The organism is Fontibacter flavus (genome assembly GCF_042432905.1).
In the GTDB taxonomy this organism is placed as follows: domain Bacteria; phylum Bacteroidota; class Bacteroidia; order Cytophagales; family Cyclobacteriaceae; genus Fontibacter; species Fontibacter flavus.
Genome location: NZ_JBHLWI010000038.1, coordinates 71817 through 90656, shown reverse-complemented (window position 1 = coordinate 90656; position 18840 = coordinate 71817). Strand labels below are relative to the sequence as shown.

Below are 18840 nucleotides of genomic sequence, written 5' to 3'. Positions count from 1 at the left end.
GGAGTTTTATCTACCTGAAATCTGTCTTGCCAGTTCAAATTCCTTATCAAAAGGCATCTGAAGGTCCGACAATACCTCAGGCATTGCGATAGCCCAACTAACATAGTAATAGGCGAGGAGTTTGTAACCTGAGAAGGAAGTATTGGGAATCAGATTAAGTTTATACCCTTTTTTCTGAGGATTGATACCAGTTCTTCCCAACATGGCGATTTCAAAGGCGATTTCTTTCACCTTCTCCTTTGACATGTTTTTGAAGTAGTCCAAGGCTCCCACCATATACATGGCCACCGCCATATTGAGGTCTTTACCTGAATGTTGTTCTTGGAATTTCTTCAGTTCTTCCGCTTCTTCATCATCCAACCCACTATGTTGGAATGGGTCATTTTCTATCTGCTCCAGAACATCCTCAGGAGACTTGGATGAAGGACTATTAGTTGACTTATAGGATTTCTCTTCCTCTAGCTTAAAGTATGTATCCAGTTCCAAGTCTTCTCCCCAGTGTTGAATCAGTTCGTATTCCTCTCCAGGTTTCTTATCGTTCCGATATTCATTGAACTCCTCCCAAAAAGCATCAACCTGCTTCAATTCAAAAGGCTTGATGGTGTATGTTTTTTCCATTTTCACACCAAACAATGACTCAAAATGTCTGGCTGATACTACATTGAAAATCCTACTTTTTGTCAAAATATCAGGAGGTGACAATTCAATGATTTTAGGGTCGTTAACCGCTTTATGTGCTTCTACATTCAGTTGGTATAGGGAAATGAATTGGACGTATCTCAGGTCAGGAAAATGGTTAAAAAGATAATCTTCAATGAAAAGGTCTATAGGAGTATTGAATATCTGGCCAAGGATTCCATGAAATAAATTATGGGAGTATTTGTCGATGGTTGTTTGAGGAATCCCTCTTTTTTCTAATTTCTTCAGGGCACCTTGGATAGATTTCTTGAAGCCCTCCAACTTACTGTCCTTCCCAATGAATAACATGTTTGCACCCTGTTGACGGGCTTCTTCTGCCAGTTTGAGGTGTGTAAGTTCATGGGCAATCAAGTGGTCAGTATTGGGATATTTCGGGTTGGTTTTAACCAAATGGAAATCTCTTCCATAATTCTCCGCAAACTCTACCTTGGCCGCTGTTGAAATGGTTGAGTCTTCCTCGATTCTAACTTCCTTACCTGTGAGTTTTTCGATATCTTGTATATAGTCTACCAATGTTTCTTTCCCGACCTGTTGCTTCACAAGTGACTTCGCTGATTCCAAGGCAAGTTGTAAGGCCTTTTGGTACACTGGTCCATCAACATGTTCTTCGTTTTTGAACGTATCGATGGCGAAATCAAAAGCGGTTCTGAACTCTCCTTTCTCAAAATTCACTAAACCCATACCTAAGGTGATATGGGAGAATTTTGGATTGGCCTTGTACGCCTTGGATAGAAATCTTTCTGCCAAAGTCAATTTTCCCAATTGAAGGAAGGTTCCCCCGATATTATTCAAAGCCACATAATTATTCGGGTCAGTCTCCATGACTTGGTCAAAATAAGTCATGGCGGTATTCACATCATTAAAATACCGGATGTAGATATTACCCATTAGAATCAATGCCCAATGATTTTTGGGATTCCATTTCAGGGCATCTATCAAATGATTGATGGCGGTTTCATAGTCTCCAGATTCCTCGTATGCTTGAGCCAAGTTCCTGTGAACTTCTGAATCTGTTGGATTCTCCTGAATCAGTTTCAGGAATATTGGGATAGCTTCCTGATATCGTTTTTTCACACAAAGGTCTGTAGCTCTGTAAAAATCGTTGGATTTAGTATCCTTCAAATCATCCTGAAATTCCACGTGAATTGTATCGCCATTGATATCAATAATGACTTCAATAGGATTGTAAAATTCCTTTAATTTCTGCTTGACAGCATCGTTATTGGTAGCATCTACTTCAGGAAATAGTTTTTTAAAAAAATCAGATATATGGAATTGGATAGTCATGTATTGCTCTAATTTTTGGGGTATTCTAAAGGTAAAAGTAGTAAATTATAAATTAAGCTGAATTGAGTAAAGTTTATTAAAATCATTAATATCAACATCAATTTCAGATTATTCTCCAATCATTTTGGGAGAGGGGGGGTGAGCGCAACTGGGGGGGAGTGGGTTCCCCTCGGCATAAAATGGACTACGTCCAAAATCCAGTTGAGGGGAGGTAATTTTTTTGCTTTTACCTTCCTCTAATTAAAAGTAAGGATAATTTTACATAGGCTCTTTTAGTTTATGAAACATTCCTTTTTGCCTATAATATTCAGCTATAGTTATACCTTGGGAAGGTTTTTTATCTGTTGGAACACTACTAGAACTATCATTACTATTCATGCTAGAACTAGTATTTTTGGAATCCTTAGATTCATATTTATCATTAGAATTTAATCCAATAGTTATTTCATTTTCTATTCCAATATTTTTACTAGTTGCGGTAATAGTACTAGTAGAATCATGTATCATATTAGAATCTATACCAATATTTGATTCATTTTCTGTACTAGTATTTGTACTTATATTCTGTTTATTATTTGTATTTATTTTATCTGAATTTATACTTGTATTAATTGGCTTCTCTTCGGAAATACCCCCTATCTCTTCAGGAATTACCCTCCTCTCCAAATGGGAACCACCCTCTAGGTTTTGGGGAACAACCTCCCTATCTTTCAGTGAACTACCCTTTTTCTTTGTGGAACTGGTAGTCGTCTTTTGAGATACTACATGCCCTTTAGTGATTATCCTTCCAAGACATTGGTTGTTTTTATAGATATTGTCAGTTTTGATATATCCATGTAATTGAAGAAATGATATCCTTTTAGATACTGAAGACTTGGTCAGCCCCAACAATTCTGCAAAGTACTGATTCGATGCAAAACAACCCTCTGGTAGTTCTGTAAGTGAGAGAATTTCAGATAATAGAATTTTGTTGGTTGGGTCCAGATTACTGTTCCCAAGGATTTCCAATGGAATCCATATTCCTTTTCGTTTAGAATTTTGTTTCATGATTCATATAATTTTAATTGAACCAAAGTGAACCCCATCCTTTGGTGTTTTTTTAGATTTCGGGGTTTAAATAATATATCGAAAAAAAGTCGTAAAAAGAAATTCAAACAGAATTTAATTTCATGTAATGGTTTTTAACGGTATAACATTTTTATTTTTATACAATATGACTTTTTGGAATACATCAGATATTTATAAATATGAACCAAAACATCAAAGACATTCCCTTACGTGTAAGAATCACCTCAAGACAAGAAAAATTAATACATGATTACATAGAGAAGGAGAATACAACCAAATCGGAATTGGTGAGAAAATCAATAAACCATTATTTTAAAAAAATTAATCACGATGGAAGATGAAAATTTTGATTATTTAGATATTAATGAATTTATAAGCGATGTAGGGGTATTTTTAACACCTCATGAATTAAAGATAGGGCGGAAAATATTAAATGATTTGGATATCGACCCTGACAGGGAAGATGACATCCATCTTCACTGCTCCTCATCAGAATTTCAGAACTTCATCGCTAGGATAATTATGACGGCTCTTTACACAAAAAAAACTTACTAAAGATGCAGCATGATTTCCTAATTGGCTTCAAATTAGCCAAAAAGGAATTATATGGACATTGAGAAGTATCAGTACATTTTTGGTGATAACCTCAGGAATGAAAGGAGCCTAGAATGGTTGATTTACCAATACCTTTACTACACCCATCAGGCCAGTAAAGAGGATAAAAGTTTTTATGCACGTCTAGGTCGGGAATCAACTAGAGCAAGGTTAAATTCAGTTCTTGAATTCTATAATAACTTAAGGAATGATGTCAATGGAAATTCCCTTCAGAACTTCTACTCCCGGAAACATGTAATCGAAAATCAACTGGCAATCTTAAGGAATTCCAACTCTATTGAGTCACTTCCTATGATATATTTCGGAGACTTAATTTTGAAAAGGAGTGAAGTTGAAAACTTAATATCAATAAAAAAGAAACATGATGTATTGCCTGAAATTGAAGTCTATGCCAACATGGATATAGAACGATTATTTGAGTTTTTGTCGTAAATAATTGGTGATTTGAAGATATTTTTTGTCGGATATATTTCATTACATCCTAAAACCATTAAGAACACTCAAATCCCACAAAAAAACACCCTCAGGGGTGTTTTCCTATTCATATTGTATTCCATAATTCTTTGTAAGGGATTGTCACTTGGCTGAAATAGTCTTGGTTTTTTTTAATTGGTTCAAAAACATCACCCATACCAATCCTCTGGCTTCGATTTCACTAGAAAACCACCTCTCGGGGGTTACTATATCATGGGGGTCTTTATTTCGAAGTACCTGCAACACATGTTTGTGTTCCTCCCGTATGACATCCGAGAGTTCATCTAGGTATTGGTTGTAGTTTGCTATGAAATTGATAGAATCCATGGTTCATTGAGTTAATAGTTGATGTTTGGTGGCCAATTTTTTGACCTTCACCACTGTTCGGGTCGAAGAGTTGGTTAATTTAGCAATTTCTCTAATGGTCATACCTCGATGAAGGTATCGTATAATGGATGTAGTTCCTTCTTTTTCAAGGAAGTGTTTTTCGGTTTCATTACTCCCAACTGGTCTCCCCAACACTCCTCCTTTCTGTACATAAATCATCCGACCTGTTTTAGTTCGTTCCTTAATGTTTTCTAGTTCCAGTTCATAAAGGGAAGACATCACTGCCGAAATCATTTTCCATATTGGATTCTTTTTACCCTGAGGTCTAGATTGGATGCCAAGATTTCTCACGACCACATTGACCTCATATTTGTCCAACCACTCCAAAGTTTGGATGACATCACCCGTATTTCTGCCTAGTCGTGATTGTTCTTCGACTACCAATTCTTTGACTTTACCAGATTCAACCAATGAAATTAGTTCTTTTGCCTTTGGACGTTCTTTGAACTTTATGGTTCCTGATACCTTGTCCATTAAAGTGAGGTCGTATAGTTCGGTGTCTGCTTGAAATCGGTCTCCTGTTTGGCTTAAGGTCGAAACCCTGTTATACTTTACCTTCATTTTGTTGTCGTTAAAATGTAAGAATAAAAATACAGCCAAATCCTCAATATGCCGCCTGTTTCAGCATCTAATTAGCTCTTTATCAGCGTTTAATTTAACCTTGATATAAATGAAAACATAATGGTGAGATGGCTGAGAAATATACTAGACAAGCATGCAGAATTGCGCTAAAAAATGCTCCGGGCGCATTCGCTAGAAAAAAATATTACTGGCAAAAGTCCTTTCAACTTGCCAGTTGAATTCTCACCCATGGACCTCCCAGGGTCGACTCAAGTCCACATTCCTCCCAGCTATTTATCGTTGCCAGTAAGAATCTGGTCTGAAGGTCCCACCGGTGTGGACCTGAGTCGACATTATTTTTACTTACTTTTATGTAAAGGAGGTGATTTTGCCGGTAAGATTTAATATCAGCGGTCCCCCCCGGGGTCCTGGAGCCCTGTATCCCCGCTCTCCTAGGGAAAATCTTGGTGTTCTAAGAACCCCCATAATTCCGTTCAAAAAATTTTTAAAATTTTTTATGGGAAATTGGGAAATAGGATTCTCAATGATAACCAAGATTTGCAAAAGTAACTTTCAATTTTTATAATTATGTAAACGATAGATTATGCCACGCAGAGAGTTAGAAAAAGAATTCAGTAGACAATTGGGGGAATCCAGATTTTCATTTATTCCAAGAGGAGTTCATAACCTGACAGAGATTTATGAAATGACTAAATCACAGTTTCAAGATTTGTGTGATGATGAATTTAAATGTTTTGATAGCTGTAATAGTGGTGCTAATTCTCCTGAATGGAAACATATTCTGAGGGGAAGATTATCTGGAGGCACAGGAGGTGTAAGGAAGGCAGCAGGAAGGGGGAATTGGGAGTTTGTTTGATATTTGGATTTTAAATTAGTTGGTATTTAATCAATTTTTAAGCCCTTATTATAGTTTATTTAAAATTTCATCCAACCTTTTTTTGCTATCATCTAGTTTTTTTTAAAAACCTTCAACGTATTAATTACTATTGAAATTCTCCTTTAAAAACATTGACTATGAAATCAATTGAAGAATTCCGAAATACTTTAAAAGATATAGCTGACTTAGCATTTAGCAATGCAATAAACTCATTGAATGTAAATCATAATAGTTTAAACAATCCTAAATTGTTTGATAAAGAATTTCAGAATGAATTTGTTTCAAAAGTTCATGAAGGGTTTAAAAAAGCTCAAGAAAAACTAATAGTAGAAGTTCTCTATTATCAAAACTTATTGCAAGAAAGAAATATTAGTCTTAAAGAGTTTAGGAGACAAAAAAATAAATCTGATTCAGAGAATACAGAAATTGAAATTAAAGTAATTAAACAAAGAATTTCTAATCTGTCTCATATTGCTGATTCTATTGCTTGGCAAATGATAGGTGGAGAAATACATATTGCAAGGAGACTTTTTAACTCTTCTTATTCTCAAAAGTTTCTGGCTTCTTCTAATATTCAACATGCTATCAAAGTGGCTGAGGAAATTAATAAGTCGCCACTTAATTTTGCTTTAATTTCTGACTTAACACATTTTGTCCAAATTGGGGACCTATTAATAAAACAAAGTAATTTAGTTGGATTGATGGAGCTTAAAGAAGGTAAAGTTAATGAACAAATTAATCTATTTTTTGAAGAATTAAGACTCAAAAAACAACCTATAAATGAAGAAATTTTAAAGAATAGATTTGATGAAAATGTTTTGAAGCAAGCTTTAAGGATGAATCGTCAAAAAGAAAGAACCGAAAAGATTATTGAAATTATAAATACTGATAAAGGTATTGACCCTACAACTAATGAACCTATCGTAATTAAAACACCAAATATCAAAACAGAAGGATATCATTTAGCTTTAAACAAACTTTATAAAGATTTATCTTCCAATTTATATTCTTATGAAGTAATTGAACACTGTTTACATATTGGAATGTATCAAAATGAAGGTAGGAGTATGGCTCCTTTTGTAATTAAACACTTATTAGAAAAAGAGACTGAAAATTTCATATTAATTGACTGGCTTACTATCACTAATAATGTCTCTCAGCCCCTTTTTTTGAAACCTTTCCCTCCTGAATTCATAATAGAAGTATTAACGGGAAAGGTAAAAATAATTATGGGGTTAAACCTTGATAAACTAATTGGACTCTTTAATTCTTTAGGTTTAAAAACAAGATGGGTAAACCAAAAAGAAGCAAATAAAATGCTTAAAGGCATGCCAAGACAAGAGGAGATATTTATTATAAACAAAAAAAGAATCATGTTTACTATTCCGTCTTTGGAAATAGAAACTTTTTTATCTGGAGGGATTTTATCTAAAATTTTTTATGATAATATCCTCCCTAGTAACATAGCCCGGACATTCTTGACGCTTAAGTATGATGATTTTAATAGTTGAATATAAAATTGATTTAAAATAATGTCATTTATCTTCATCCAGAAGAATAACAAATAATTGATTAAATAAAATGAAACTGGTAGGCGAATTAAATAAGAAATTAATCGATAAGCCCTATATCCACCGAATAGAGCTTTTAGATAGATTTTATAAACTTCTAGACAATAATGAATTAGTATTTGTAAACCCTGATAAGTGGGAAGACCCTCTTGAAAACCTTATTTTTAACTCAAGATTAATAAAAAACGGTAAACCTTTTCAAAATCCTGCAAAAGAAAGAATTTTTTCTCAATGCTGGAGTTATGAAGGGGATTCATATGGGATTTGGAAGATTTACACCACAAAAGCAGATGATAATGGCGAAGTAAAAAGACACATGGGAGTACGTATTACTACTAAACTTGATAAGTTAATAACAATTAGCAAGAATAATCCTGGAGAGTTTTACTATGGTTTAATGGATTATAAATGGAAACACGAAATAGATAAACTACCAAAAGACCCTCGAATTATTGATTCAGTTAAGGACACTATTCCAAATGTAAAACACATTGAAACACTTCTATTCAAGAGAAAATCCTATGCTTATGAAAATGAAGTTCGGTTATTTAGTATTCCTGATAGTTCTCTAATTGATTCTGTAGATAAAAAATTATGTCGGTTGAAAATTAATCCATTAGAGTTAATCACTTCAATCAGGTTTGACCCTGGAATGGACTACAACGAGTTTAAAACGCATAAATTAAAACTTGAAAATGATTACGGGTTTCGACCGAGCCAGATAACGCAATCTACTTATTTTAAAAAGAATAAATACATTATTAGAATTGACTAATTATTAAATTTCTCATGACTTCAAAAGATTTTGAAAAATATGTAAATCAGTTATTGAATATATATGGATATACGTCAATAAACCCAACTAATAAAGTGAAAGGCCGTGGAACAACTCACCAAATAGATGCCATCGGAGTTTCTAAATTTACCCAAGTATTCAGTTACCCAATAACGTTAGTTACAGAGGCAAAATTCTACAGTTCAAAAAGACCCATTGGCATAGAAATTATTCGAAATTTCTATGGAGTATTAAATGATATCAAACAAAATCTCCCAAATAAATTCACAATACCTGAAATAAGTAAAAATACTTATATCAATGGAACGTCAAACGTAATTGGGGTTATTATTTCAACTACAAGTTTTTCTTCTTTTGCAAGGGCATTTGCCTATTCACATGGGATTTTTATGGTTTCCATGGGATACATAAAAAAAGATTCTAACCTATACTTTGGAAATATTGGTGGAGAATTAGTTTTAATTCAAATTCCAAAAAAATTGATTTTTGAATCCCTAATAGAAAAAAACCGAAGAATTAAATTAACCTATCTAACACAAAATAAATCACTTATTCTTTTTGAAAGAGAAAAGTTAAGCGCTATTTTAATTCTAAAAAAAGTACTAGTTTTCAATAATGAGGACTCTACTTTTATTGAAAATACAGAAGAATTCCCTCAAGATGTTAAAACATATCTATATGATATCAATGTACTGGAATGGAATATGACATTTAGAACAATAACGCAAAACAAGATTGATAACAATAATGGTTTAAAGATTGAAATCCCAGAAATAAACGATTATTTAAATATTGATATTTTAGAAATTCAAAATAGAATCTAAAATAAAACCTATGTCATTTTGGCTGAATAAAATAATTAAGTGATTGATTTTAAACATCTTTAAGTATCAAGTATACCCTACTCCGGTTGCAACTATCGTTGATAGGGGGAGCGAAAGCCTTGCAGAAATGCAAGGTTTTTTTGTTTTAGACAACTCTAGAAACCATTTATTTTTTTCAATACAATAGTTGACTAACTTAGTTTTTTATTGAGCTGTAATAGAGATGAACAAACAACTACTAATTCTAAGCAATGATTTACTTTCAGAGTACTTGGAAAAAGCGCCGAAAGGTTTAAATCATGCTTTTGAAGCATTGAAAGACGCCGAAATCTCAACAGATAGCTTTAGTTTTTACACCTCTGTATCCTCCGTATACAGTAGCAAAATAGAAGGAGAGGCTATAGAATTGGATAGTTACGTTAAACACAAGAAATTCGGCATTGAGTTTTCACCAGATTACACTAGAAAAATAGATGACCTGTACGACGCCTACACCTTTGCAAAGGTCAAGGAGCTCAATAAGGAAACCATTACCCAAGCCCATTCATTGCTCAGCAAAAATATCCTTACTAAAAACAGGCAGGGAACGTACCGCACACAAAACATGTATGTCTCCACTCCTGATGGCAGTATTGAATATGTAGCGGCCTCACCTTTTGAATTAGAGGCAGAAATGGAAAAGTTTTATACCGATTTGACGCTACTACTCAAAACAGAAATGTCTATCGAAGAAGCTTTTTTTTATGCCTCCATGATTCATTTGGTTTTTGTCAAAATACATCCTTGGAATGATGGAAACGGCAGAAGTGCCAGATTAATAGAAAAATGGTTTTTAGCAGAAAAATTAGGCGATAAGGCCTGGTATGTGCAAAGTGAAAAAATGTATTACGACCAACATCAAACCTACTACTCAAACATCAGACTTTTAGGATTAGAGTACCCTATGTTGGATTATAAAAATGCGCTTGCTTTTTTATTGATGCTTCCATCTTCTGTTTTAAATGGATAGAAAAACAGGAGTTCTTCGATAATCGGCTAAGAAAACATTTTCAGGTAGAAATACAGTGTTATTCATTTTAACCTATCATGTATTTTAATGAAGTCAATTGAAGGAGAACTCAAAATAATTTCATTGAAAACTTTCTTCAAAATCAACAGACCCTGATTTTGTTCACAATGGTTTTAATTCTTATTCCTCGTAATAATAAGAGTAATCAATCCCCTTCATAAACATATCCCGATCATTGATTTTGGTGGTAAGGGCCGCTTCGATCAAGTGCATCAAGACACTACTGTCTACCGTGCTGATGATCATGGCGTTCATATAGTTCTCTTTCTTGATTTTACTCCAGTCCACACATTTTTTTAAGTGTTTTTTAAGCAGCATATCCAGCCAAATCCTTGTACTTCTGCCATTACCCTCCATAAAAGGATGTGCCTTATTCATTTCAGCATATTTTGAAATGATCTCTTCCAGAGTGCTTTGAGGCATAGCATCTATTTTTCGCAATGTGCTCTTTAAATGCTGGGCATACACAAACCGATAACCGCCTTTTGAAATGCTTTTCTCCCTTATTTGTCCGGCAAAATCATACAATCCCCCAAACAGATAGGCGTGTATTTGTTGAAGCCCTTTGGTAGTGCCCACTTCAAATTCGTTAATCAAATTGCTTTCAAATAGGGTGTAGGCTTTCTTTTTACTTTGCCCATCAATGCTGGTATCGCTATATAGAAACCAATCCAAAAACTTAGTTGCCCTGTTGTTAGGGAAATTTTTGGCCAGGGCTATAACTCCTTCACTATCCAGCACATCAGCAAAACGCTTTTTACCATCAGGCGCAAGAAACTTGAACTGGGTAGTGACACTAACCACTTCACTTTTTTCTTTCTTTAATTTGGCTTTTAGGTATTTCCAATAGTTTCTAACTTTTGTATAATCAGGTTCCTCGTTAAGCACACCAACAATATCCAGGACACTAAACCACCATTTGGCATGTTCATCATCCCAAACGGCACGTACCTCTCTGTTATCGAAAAAACGTATGGATATCTTCATTTCAAGCAAAAATAATTTTTTTCTTTGCATTAACACTTCTCTATCCCTCGGGATCGGGACAAATTTCAAGGAGCCCGTACAAAAGTCAGTTTGAAAACTGCAATATGAATGGTCCAAGTCTGAAGACTTATATATTTAATTTAAATTAGCCTTTTGAGACTTCTTCAAACCAAGAATCAAATAACTCTATCTTGGCTTAGAAGTTCCACTCATATATTTTCTGCTCCATATGTTAAGCAAGCACCTTAGATTTGTACCCTATGAAAACTATCTATTTGGCCTTCTTAGCACTTTTAGGAATTAATGGCTCCATACACGCACAGAGCACTATTTCAGGAATTGTTAAAGATAATACCACTAAGGAAGGGATTGAATTTGTTTCTATCGGAGTCTATTCCGAAAAGGATAGCTCCCTAATAGCAGGCAATATCACCGATCTTGAAGGTGAGTTTAGATTGGAAAATTTACCACAAGGGTCCTTTATATTACCATTAGCTTTCTAGGGTACACATCACAAACATTAGGAGGAATTGACTTAAAGAAAAACGAAAAAAGAAATTTGGGAATTATTTTTCTAAATGCTGATTTTCAAAACTTACAAACTGTAGACATTCAAGGCCAACGGATTTTGACGAATTTCGAAACAGAAAAACAAAGTTTCTCTGCCGAAAACTTCGAATCTGCAATAGGTGGGGCGGCTACCGATATCCTTAGAAATCTTCCCGGCGTAAGTATCAACGCTGAAGGACAACTCTCCATCAGAGGAAATGTGGGATTTGTCGTAATGCTCAATGGCAGGCCCGTTCAAGGGGATCCTGTTACACTTCTCGGCCAACTACCTGCCAACTCGGTAGAAAAAATTGAGTGGATTTCTTCTCCTTCTGCCCAATATGATTCTGAAGGTAAGGCAGGAATTATCAATATAACCACAGTCCGGGTAACCACTGACGGTCTATACCTGCAGGTTAACAGCCGTTTTGGACTACCATCCATTGAAAATTATGGCAATGCGCAATCCCAAAAACGATATGGCAGCGATTTCAACCTGAATTTTGTCAAAGGAAAATGGGATTTTTCCTTAGGCGCCGGTTATCTGAGAAACGACCAAGCTGGTAGAAGGGAAGGAAATGTCATTACTTACAGAGGGGATACAGCTACGCATTTTCCTTCCCGCGGCGAAAGAAGTATAGACGAAATCAATTATTCCGGTAGATTCACGTTGGGTTACAACCCTAATGAGAAGAACAGCCTTAACCTTGGGTTTTACGCAGGGGTCAGGGACAGGGTCAGAACTGCCGATATTCTTTATTTTGATAACCACAGACAGATTAATGGCATCCGTCAGGATTCTTTTCAATACTTTAATGCTAACGACCAAAACCGGCGAGGGGATTTTGTATTGGGTAGTATTGATTACAGTCTCAAATTTGATTCCCGAGCCTCTCTCAGTTCTTCTTTTCTCTATGAATACACCATGCTTGGAGGACCGACTATCAACAGAAATTTGGGCTATCCCGATCTAAGTTTGGTCTATCAAGATGAATATAATACCAATGACAACCCATTGAATGGTATAAGATGGAATTTGGATTAAAAATTCAAACCTTTGCCCATTGGGCAGTTACAAGCCGGATATCAGTTTCGGTACCTCAACCACATCGGTGACTTTTTCTATGAAAGAAAAAATAATGAAACAGGAAAGTTTGAATTAGTACCTGAATTTTCCAGCGAGGTCAATCTCAATAGACTTATCCACTCTGGTTTTATCCAATTGGACAAGTCCATCAATAAATGGACCTATGGTGCAGGTGTAAGAGTTGAGTTGATGAACAGGGACTTTAGGCTACAGGACAAAACCGGGACTTTGGACACCCTTTACCAATATGATTATATACGTCCATTTTTCTCCGGAAATCTTGCCTATCAGGCAAAAGATGATCTGAAGTTGTTTTTGAATTTTAGTCAGCGGGTGGAAAGGGAAACCACTTTTAAAATGAACCCATTCCCAGAAAGAGAACACAGTGAAACCCTTGAACAGGGAGACCCGAACGTCTTGCCCGAATTCATCAACCAACTTGAGGGAGGATTGGTGACAAATTGGAAAGACAACAGTTTCTATGTAACGGCGTACTATAACAGAGTCAAAAATCTTGTCAACCGTGTAAACACAGTTTACAATGACACCATCCTCAACCGCATCTATTCCAATGTAGGCACAGGAGAATCGATAGGCCTGGAAATGGGAAATGAACTCTTCCTAAGCCAAAAGTGGAAAGCTTATCTTGGAGGTAACATTTACCACTATGCTATCAAGGGTGAATTTGACAACCGTCCTGTAAACCAAGCTGCATGGGTATATTCATTCAATTTCAATACGTCTGTAAACATTACCTCTACACTCAGTACACAGTTTACATTCAATTACCTTTCCAGTCGGGTTACCGCCCAAGGAGAAGATTCCAGATTTTACCAGCCATCCCTTAACGTCAAAAAAACATTTATCGACGGAAGACTAACATTGAATTTCCAGTGGCAAAACATCGATATGGGGTTATTGAAATCCAATGAACAAAGAATCACGACTTTCAGGCCACGTGAATTCTTCACCACCACAAATTACATCTATGAAGTTGACATGCTCATTCTCAATTTATCTTATACGATCAACAGCTCCAAAAACAGGTCTAAGTTTGTAAAAAGTGAATTTGGAGAAAAGGAGTTTTAAACATGAAGCAAGAACTGAAATCTCCTAAAAAGAGAAACCTTTTTGAAAAAGAAATCCAAAGAATACCCTAAAAAGTTGAGCAAGCTTTTTTCAATACATCCATTTCGCATCATTCTCCATCACATCAAGATACCTGTACTGGGCCAATTTCTCGATCAGCGCTTTGGGCAAAGGTTTATCGAAAGGAAACTGAATGGTGTCTTTACCTCTTTTATAGGCCGTCAATTCATCATTAAAGCGGTCTAGGGTTGGGCCGGTAGGCATAAAATTCAAATGGGTTTTATAAGCAGAATAGGAAAACAAAATCCGTCTTTCTACTAAGACCGGATGCCCCCATTTCAGATCTTCTTTGGCATTGGGGGCAACACCTCTTAAAATGCTGCGAATTTCGGATAGCTTTTCCCTGGCCTGTTCAGGAAAGGATTGTATATATTCCTCAACGGTTTTAGGTTTCAAAGCATAACTCATCAGGTATTTTGGTTTTCTTTTACCCTAAAAACAACCATCCTTTTGATCAGGTCATAGGGAATCGGCTGTCCAAGGGGGAATTGCACAGATCCTTTTCCCTGTTTGTATTGAGCAAGTTCCTCTTTGAATTCCAGATGGCCAGATGGGGTAGCATAAAAGCCAATGTGGTTTCGGTATGCTGCAAAATAGACCAAAGGCTTTTGGTTTAACTTGTATCCCGGCATCCCATAAGCCATCTCCTCCACTGCATCAGGAGCATTTTCCAAAATCAGGTTTCTGATGTTTTGAAGGATTTGCTGGACCTTATCTGAAAACTGGTTGATGTAATCGGTTATGGAATCCATTTGAGAAAAGGTTGATTCAATTAAAAATACACCATCAAATTATTTAATCAAAATAGGCAGGCCTAATTCTGATAAGATTGTTTACTGTCCATCTTTCAATGCTTAGTGCAATAATTATCCCTTTTAAAAAAGCATTACAAAAACAGCAAGTATCAATACACCTGTCATCTTCGGGTTTTCCATCCAATTGAATTATTTTGAGAATCCCTTGCCTACTGTAAGGATTTTTTAAGTCAAATCTCTTGGAACTCCGTGTTTTTTTCAGCAATATTCCCTTTATGAAAAAAGTATTTTTACTTTTCCTGATCATGGCAACTCCCTTTTTGGTTTTTAGCCAGAGAGGAAAATCGTCTGTTAATGATCTGGTGATGATGAACTTAAAAGGAGCAGTCAAAGAGGTTAGGCATTTTGCTTTTACGCCTGAATATATGGAAGAAGACAGCATTGTTCTGAGCCCACTTGATTTTTTTGGTACCCATAATTTTATTTTAAAGTTCAATGAACGTGGCTGGCTGAATGAAAAGATTGAGCTACGCCTCAATCAGGAAGACCATCTTTTCCCCGATGCCATTTGGAAATACACATATGACAGACAGGAGCGGCTATCCAGTGAAACCATCACCTTTAGGGTAACCACGCCTGATACAGCGAGTTTCCATTATGCTTATCCTAACGACAGCTTGATGACTATTGCTGAAAAGCAAAACAGACAAACAAAAATGACTTACCGCTACACGCAGGACGACAGGACAGAGGAGTTTATTGCCATCAACAGGGACAGTTCCTATATCGGAAAGACCTACTTTGAAAAAGATACCTTTGAAAGAATCATCCGAAGAGAGGATTACAACAACATGCCAAGATTGCAAAACCTGACCATAAATTTTTATCAGGACAGCATTTTCCGCACGCCTTATAAAACCATAGAAACGAATTTAAGGACAGGGAGAATGCTCCATATCGAAAACCTTCTCGATGAACATGGCAATATGATCAGCCAAAAAGTTGGCCCTATCCAAAATGGGGAATCCAAAATTACCACCTACACCTATTTGTATGATGCAGGTGGCAATTGGATTGAAAAAAGGGAATTTATCGACAATCAACTTATAAAAATCTTCCTGAGAGAGATTGAGTATTACCAAAATTAAATCCGAACATCCCTTCTATTTTCTCTTTTGGGCGGCCATCCATTCCATGATCGTAACCGGTTTACCGTTTACCAGCACGGGAGAACCATCAAAGTCAGTTTTTGCGGTATTAGCATGGCTATAAATCCAGGACCAATGCCCTGGGTAGCGGAAATTTTCACCGCCAAAGAAACCCGTTACATCCGTCACATGGTCATAATAGCTAAAAACAACATTTTTGGCGCCTGCTGCTTTCAGTCTTTTGTATAGCGGGACGACTGTCTGATCTGCGACTGTTGTAGGATCATCTTGGGAATGGATAAACCAGATAGGTACATTTTTGATCTTTTGGACCTGAGCATCGCTGATGAACTCATTGTGGTAAGCCAGGGCACTGATGTAACCTGCTGCAAAATAATCGGGATGCTCCATGATCAATTTCAGTGACATATAGCCTCCATTGGAACAGCCCCCCAAATAGATCCTTTTGGGATCTATATTGGGATTATTGGCTACGTATTCCTGAATCAAAGCAAATAAAGCCTCATTATAAATATCATTCACATTTCCTCTTGTCATGCCATCTGCCGCCTGCATCCAAAAAGTAGGCGCTTGCGGCACCATCACATAAGCACCACCAAATAAGGCCTGGATTTCAGGAGATGCATAATTGGCAGCCTTGTTTCCTAGAAGAGCCACTGTGGGATCATAACCACCTTCTCCCCCTCCATGCAACCAAATGATCAAAGGTACTTTCCCCTTAATATTAACAGGGCTGTAAACTGCATAGGACATCGTCTGATTGTTACCATAATCGTATTTTTTGTTCAGGTCAAAATCATCCACCAAAGGCATGATCTTACCCACAGGATTGTTCCAGACCTGACCGGATTTGGTATGAATGACGGTTAACCTGTAATCTACCCAATAATTCCCTCCCCTGTTGTTGATCCTGGTATATTGGAAGGGTGAGCTCAATGGCATAACAGGACTTACCGCAAGCACCAAAGTAATATGCTTGCCCTCATCCAGACGGGTACCATTTTCATCTGAAACATAGCCATACACGACAGATCTGGCCCCTGAGGCAGTTTCAGCTGCCATTTCCACTCCTTCCAGACTTCGGGTGGCGTAAACCTGGTATTGGTTGGCCTGTACATTTTTGACTGTTTCACCGAGAGATAAAATCACTTTATTGACGGCAGGACCCCAGTCAAATCCTTCTACTACCCAGCGGTAGTCGCCGGTAAAGGCTTTATTTTCAAATTTGCTGAAGTCATTTGATGCACACACAAATTGACCGATGAACAGCGTGATGGCTAATAAGAAAAGGGTTTTTTTCATCATAGGTTTTCAGATTTTGATCAGTAAAAGTTAAAAAATAAGCCTCTAATTATGAGCTGCAATTACAGGAATGGAAAAAATATACTACCGGAAAGGGTTTTATTTTCTGGATTTCATGCAAATAGGGCAGCTCCTCCCCTGTTCCGCGTCTCTTCTAAACATAAACCCTGATCAAGATATCTTTTGTATCTTGAGGGACAAAAACAATATCACCATGACCAGTCAGCAACAGCTTTCTAAACGAGGATTTTCAGCTGCCCAAAAACCCATGCGGGTTGATCTTGAGATCTACTACAAAGCATTGGAAAATACATATCATCCAATTGACAACCCTAAAGGCAGCTTTCCCATGAACATGGCGGAGAATCACCTTTGCTGGGATATGCTGCGCCATAAAATTGAATCTGTCACAAGGGAAAAACCCATTCCTGACTGGGTCTCCAGCTACGGGGATCCTGCAGGTGTACCTTCCTTCCGCGAAACCACCGCGGCTTTTCTTTCAGAATTTTTGATCGGTCAATCTATTTCTTCTGAACATTTGGCTTTTTCTGTAGGGGCTACTTCAGTGATCGAAATGACTGCCTTTTTATTAGGCGATGAAGGCGACACAGCTGTAATACCTGCCCCAAGTTATCCTGTCTATACTGCGGACATTGGCACAATCCCCGGATTGAAAAGGCATAACCTTCAAACACATCAGGAAATCCATGAACTGGCGAATGGGTTCCCCATTAAAATTTCACAACTCGAAGCTGCAAAAGCAGAAATAGAGGCTCTGGGAAGTAAGTTTCGCATGCTTATACTGACTACACCTGACAACCCCACAGGAGGCATCTACTCCCAAGAGCAGTTGCAGGTCTTGGCTGACTGGTGCATTGACAACGGAACCCACCTGATTGTGAATGAAATTTATGGTTTGTCTAGGATTGACATCTCACATCCTGAAATTAAAGACAACTACCCAAACCCTATCCCATTTTTATCCTTTGCAAACTTGATGGCTGAAAGAAAAAGTCCTTTCCTTCACCTCTGGTATTCTTTTTCCAAAGATTTGGGTATATCAGGATTTAGGATTGGCCTGGTCCACACTTATAATGAAGCCCTTCTCGGTGGGTATCGCAATGCAGGCCTTTCCCATGCCATTTCCAATCACACCCAATGGGTGCTGCAGGAGGTATTGGAGGACAGGGAATTTATGAAGGAATTTATCGCATCCTCCCAAGCAGCCCTTACCCAATCCTACGTGACAGTGGTAAGGCAATTAAAAGCCTTGAACATCCCCTACAATCCCTCTTATGGAAGCTTGTTTGTGTGGTTGGATATGTCGGAATTTCTTCAGGAAAACAGTGACCAAGGACAGGAAGATCTTTGGCTGGAATTATTCAACAAGACGGGGATCCTCTTGACCCCGGCAAACGGTTTTGGACACCAAAAGAAAGGTTTGTTTAGGATGGTCATTTCCGGTATTTCACATGATGATTTGGAGGTGGCCATGGAAAGGTTTAGGATTTTTGTTTTGGGAAAAAGGCAGTAATTCCTTCTTCTTTGTTCAGTAAAAGAACGTCATTTTCTCCTAATCAATCCTATTTCTTT

General features: G+C 36.9%; 20 protein-coding genes. 12 read left to right on the top strand and 8 right to left on the bottom strand.

Annotation, left to right across the window (positions count from 1 at the left end):
• Positions 1-6: 6 nt before the first annotated feature.
• Together ACFFIP_RS14070 and ACFFIP_RS14065 are read right to left on the bottom strand one after the other, a co-directional pair.
• The gene (locus ACFFIP_RS14070) at positions 7-1986 is read right to left on the bottom strand and encodes a tetratricopeptide repeat protein (protein WP_382388328.1); all 1980 of its coding nucleotides are present in this window, start codon (positions 1984-1986) and stop codon (positions 7-9) included.
• 258 nt (positions 1987-2244) lie between these two features.
• Positions 2245-3033, bottom strand: a complete 789-nt coding sequence (locus ACFFIP_RS14065; protein WP_382388327.1) for a helix-turn-helix domain-containing protein — start codon at positions 3031-3033, stop codon at positions 2245-2247.
• A 351-nt stretch (positions 3034-3384) separates the two neighbouring features.
• On the opposite strand from ACFFIP_RS14065, the gene ACFFIP_RS14060 reads away from it, so the two are divergent.
• Both ACFFIP_RS14060 and ACFFIP_RS14055 read left to right on the top strand, forming a co-directional pair.
• The gene (locus tag ACFFIP_RS14060; protein WP_382388326.1) at positions 3385-3609 is read left to right on the top strand and encodes a hypothetical protein; all 225 of its coding nucleotides are present in this window, start codon (positions 3385-3387) and stop codon (positions 3607-3609) included.
• Positions 3610-3660: 51 nt separating this feature from the next.
• Positions 3661-4101, top strand: a complete 441-nt coding sequence (locus tag ACFFIP_RS14055) for a hypothetical protein (protein ID WP_382388325.1) — start codon at positions 3661-3663, stop codon at positions 4099-4101.
• Between the two features lie 144 nt (positions 4102-4245).
• Here ACFFIP_RS14055 and ACFFIP_RS14050 read toward each other — a convergent pair whose 3' ends face one another.
• The gene (locus ACFFIP_RS14050) at positions 4246-4470 is read right to left on the bottom strand and encodes a hypothetical protein (RefSeq protein WP_382388324.1); all 225 of its coding nucleotides are present in this window, start codon (positions 4468-4470) and stop codon (positions 4246-4248) included.
• A 3-nt stretch (positions 4471-4473) separates the two neighbouring features.
• Positions 4474-5091, bottom strand: a complete 618-nt coding sequence (locus ACFFIP_RS14045; RefSeq protein WP_382388323.1) for a recombinase family protein — start codon at positions 5089-5091, stop codon at positions 4474-4476.
• A 604-nt stretch (positions 5092-5695) separates the two neighbouring features.
• On the opposite strand from ACFFIP_RS14045, the gene ACFFIP_RS14040 reads away from it, so the two are divergent.
• The 5 genes from ACFFIP_RS14040 to ACFFIP_RS14020 all read left to right on the top strand — a co-directional run bounded on the left by ACFFIP_RS14040 (position 5696) and on the right by ACFFIP_RS14020 (position 10189).
• Positions 5696-5968 carry a hypothetical protein gene (locus ACFFIP_RS14040; protein WP_382388322.1) on the top strand — a complete coding sequence of 91 codons (273 nt, stop codon included), beginning with the start codon at positions 5696-5698 and terminating at the stop codon, positions 5966-5968.
• A 158-nt stretch (positions 5969-6126) separates the two neighbouring features.
• Positions 6127-7500 carry a hypothetical protein gene (locus ACFFIP_RS14035; RefSeq protein ID WP_382388321.1) on the top strand — a complete coding sequence of 458 codons (1374 nt, stop codon included), beginning with the start codon at positions 6127-6129 and terminating at the stop codon, positions 7498-7500.
• A gap of 70 nt (positions 7501-7570) precedes the next feature.
• Entirely contained in the window at positions 7571-8335 is a 765-nt protein-coding gene (locus ACFFIP_RS14030) for a hypothetical protein (protein ID WP_382388320.1), read from the top strand.
• Between the two features lie 14 nt (positions 8336-8349).
• A complete protein-coding gene (locus ACFFIP_RS14025) occupies positions 8350-9180 on the top strand; it encodes a restriction endonuclease (protein ID WP_382388319.1) in 831 nt (276 codons plus the stop codon).
• A 223-nt stretch (positions 9181-9403) separates the two neighbouring features.
• Positions 9404-10189 carry a Fic family protein gene (locus ACFFIP_RS14020; RefSeq protein WP_382388318.1) on the top strand — a complete coding sequence of 262 codons (786 nt, stop codon included), beginning with the start codon at positions 9404-9406 and terminating at the stop codon, positions 10187-10189.
• A gap of 180 nt (positions 10190-10369) precedes the next feature.
• Here the strand turns inward: ACFFIP_RS14020 and fic are convergent, their stop codons facing one another.
• Positions 10370-11236, bottom strand: coding sequence for a protein adenylyltransferase Fic (gene fic / locus ACFFIP_RS14015; RefSeq protein WP_382388317.1), 867 nt, complete (start codon positions 11234-11236; stop codon positions 10370-10372).
• Between the two features lie 260 nt (positions 11237-11496).
• Here fic and ACFFIP_RS14010 point away from each other — a divergent pair, with 260 nt between their 5' ends.
• The 3 genes from ACFFIP_RS14010 (at position 11497) to ACFFIP_RS14000 (ending at position 13961) form a co-directional block, all read left to right on the top strand.
• Positions 11497-11739: a peptidase associated/transthyretin-like domain-containing protein gene (locus ACFFIP_RS14010; protein ID WP_382388316.1), complete on the top strand. Its 243-nt coding sequence runs from the start codon at positions 11497-11499 to the stop codon at positions 11737-11739.
• Positions 11740-11864: 125 nt separating this feature from the next.
• Positions 11865-12830: a TonB-dependent receptor plug domain-containing protein gene (locus ACFFIP_RS14005; protein WP_382388315.1), complete on the top strand. Its 966-nt coding sequence runs from the start codon at positions 11865-11867 to the stop codon at positions 12828-12830.
• 12 nt (positions 12831-12842) lie between these two features.
• Entirely contained in the window at positions 12843-13961 is a 1119-nt protein-coding gene (locus tag ACFFIP_RS14000; protein ID WP_382388314.1) for an outer membrane beta-barrel family protein, read from the top strand.
• A 90-nt stretch (positions 13962-14051) separates the two neighbouring features.
• On the opposite strand, the gene ACFFIP_RS13995 is transcribed toward ACFFIP_RS14000, so the two are convergent.
• Positions 14052-14429 (bottom strand): iron chaperone, encoded by a 378-nt coding sequence (locus ACFFIP_RS13995; RefSeq protein ID WP_382388313.1) that lies wholly within the window; start codon positions 14427-14429, stop codon positions 14052-14054.
• The gene (locus ACFFIP_RS13990) at positions 14429-14773 is read right to left on the bottom strand and encodes an iron chaperone (RefSeq protein ID WP_382388312.1); all 345 of its coding nucleotides are present in this window, start codon (positions 14771-14773) and stop codon (positions 14429-14431) included. Before ACFFIP_RS13990 ends, ACFFIP_RS13995 begins: the two co-directional genes overlap by 1 nt.
• Before the next feature lie 278 nt (positions 14774-15051).
• Here ACFFIP_RS13990 and ACFFIP_RS13985 point away from each other — a divergent pair, with 278 nt between their 5' ends.
• Positions 15052-15924 carry a hypothetical protein gene (locus ACFFIP_RS13985; protein WP_382388311.1) on the top strand — a complete coding sequence of 291 codons (873 nt, stop codon included), beginning with the start codon at positions 15052-15054 and terminating at the stop codon, positions 15922-15924.
• A gap of 15 nt (positions 15925-15939) precedes the next feature.
• Here ACFFIP_RS13985 and ACFFIP_RS13980 read toward each other — a convergent pair whose 3' ends face one another.
• On the bottom strand, positions 15940-17250 hold the full coding sequence (locus ACFFIP_RS13980) for a prolyl oligopeptidase family serine peptidase (RefSeq protein ID WP_382388310.1): 1311 nt from the start codon (positions 17248-17250) through the stop codon (positions 15940-15942).
• Positions 17251-17461: 211 nt separating this feature from the next.
• On the opposite strand from ACFFIP_RS13980, the gene ACFFIP_RS13975 reads away from it, so the two are divergent.
• A complete protein-coding gene (locus ACFFIP_RS13975; RefSeq protein ID WP_382388309.1) occupies positions 17462-18781 on the top strand; it encodes an aminotransferase class I/II-fold pyridoxal phosphate-dependent enzyme in 1320 nt (439 codons plus the stop codon).
• Positions 18782-18840 lie beyond the last annotated feature (59 nt).

Excerpts from the sequence above, each read along its gene's own strand:
- ACFFIP_RS13985 (WP_382388311.1), top strand. The coding sequence starts at position 15,052 with ATGAAAAAAGTATTTTTACTTTTCCTGATCATGGCAACTCCCTTTTTG.
- ACFFIP_RS14040 (WP_382388322.1), top strand. The coding sequence starts at position 5,696 with ATGCCACGCAGAGAGTTAGAAAAAGAATTCAGTAGACAATTGGGGGAA.
- ACFFIP_RS14010 (WP_382388316.1), top strand. The coding sequence starts at position 11,497 with ATGAAAACTATCTATTTGGCCTTCTTAGCACTTTTAGGAATTAATGGC.
- ACFFIP_RS14035 (WP_382388321.1), top strand. The coding sequence starts at position 6,127 with ATGAAATCAATTGAAGAATTCCGAAATACTTTAAAAGATATAGCTGAC.
- ACFFIP_RS14060 (WP_382388326.1), top strand. The coding sequence starts at position 3,385 with ATGGAAGATGAAAATTTTGATTATTTAGATATTAATGAATTTATAAGC.
- ACFFIP_RS14065 (WP_382388327.1), bottom strand. The coding sequence starts at position 3,033 with ATGAAACAAAATTCTAAACGAAAAGGAATATGGATTCCATTGGAAATC.
- ACFFIP_RS14050 (WP_382388324.1), bottom strand. The coding sequence starts at position 4,470 with ATGGATTCTATCAATTTCATAGCAAACTACAACCAATACCTAGATGAA.
- ACFFIP_RS13990 (WP_382388312.1), bottom strand. The coding sequence starts at position 14,773 with ATGGATTCCATAACCGATTACATCAACCAGTTTTCAGATAAGGTCCAG.
- ACFFIP_RS14025 (WP_382388319.1), top strand. The coding sequence starts at position 8,350 with ATGACTTCAAAAGATTTTGAAAAATATGTAAATCAGTTATTGAATATA.
- fic (WP_382388317.1), bottom strand. The coding sequence starts at position 11,236 with ATGAAGATATCCATACGTTTTTTCGATAACAGAGAGGTACGTGCCGTT.
- ACFFIP_RS13980 (WP_382388310.1), bottom strand. The coding sequence starts at position 17,250 with ATGATGAAAAAAACCCTTTTCTTATTAGCCATCACGCTGTTCATCGGT.
- ACFFIP_RS14045 (WP_382388323.1), bottom strand. The coding sequence starts at position 5,091 with ATGAAGGTAAAGTATAACAGGGTTTCGACCTTAAGCCAAACAGGAGAC.
- ACFFIP_RS13975 (WP_382388309.1), top strand. The coding sequence starts at position 17,462 with ATGACCAGTCAGCAACAGCTTTCTAAACGAGGATTTTCAGCTGCCCAA.
- ACFFIP_RS14070 (WP_382388328.1), bottom strand. The coding sequence starts at position 1,986 with ATGACTATCCAATTCCATATATCTGATTTTTTTAAAAAACTATTTCCT.
- ACFFIP_RS14020 (WP_382388318.1), top strand. The coding sequence starts at position 9,404 with ATGAACAAACAACTACTAATTCTAAGCAATGATTTACTTTCAGAGTAC.
- ACFFIP_RS13995 (WP_382388313.1), bottom strand. The coding sequence starts at position 14,429 with ATGAGTTATGCTTTGAAACCTAAAACCGTTGAGGAATATATACAATCC.
- ACFFIP_RS14030 (WP_382388320.1), top strand. The coding sequence starts at position 7,571 with ATGAAACTGGTAGGCGAATTAAATAAGAAATTAATCGATAAGCCCTAT.
- ACFFIP_RS14055 (WP_382388325.1), top strand. The coding sequence starts at position 3,661 with ATGGACATTGAGAAGTATCAGTACATTTTTGGTGATAACCTCAGGAAT.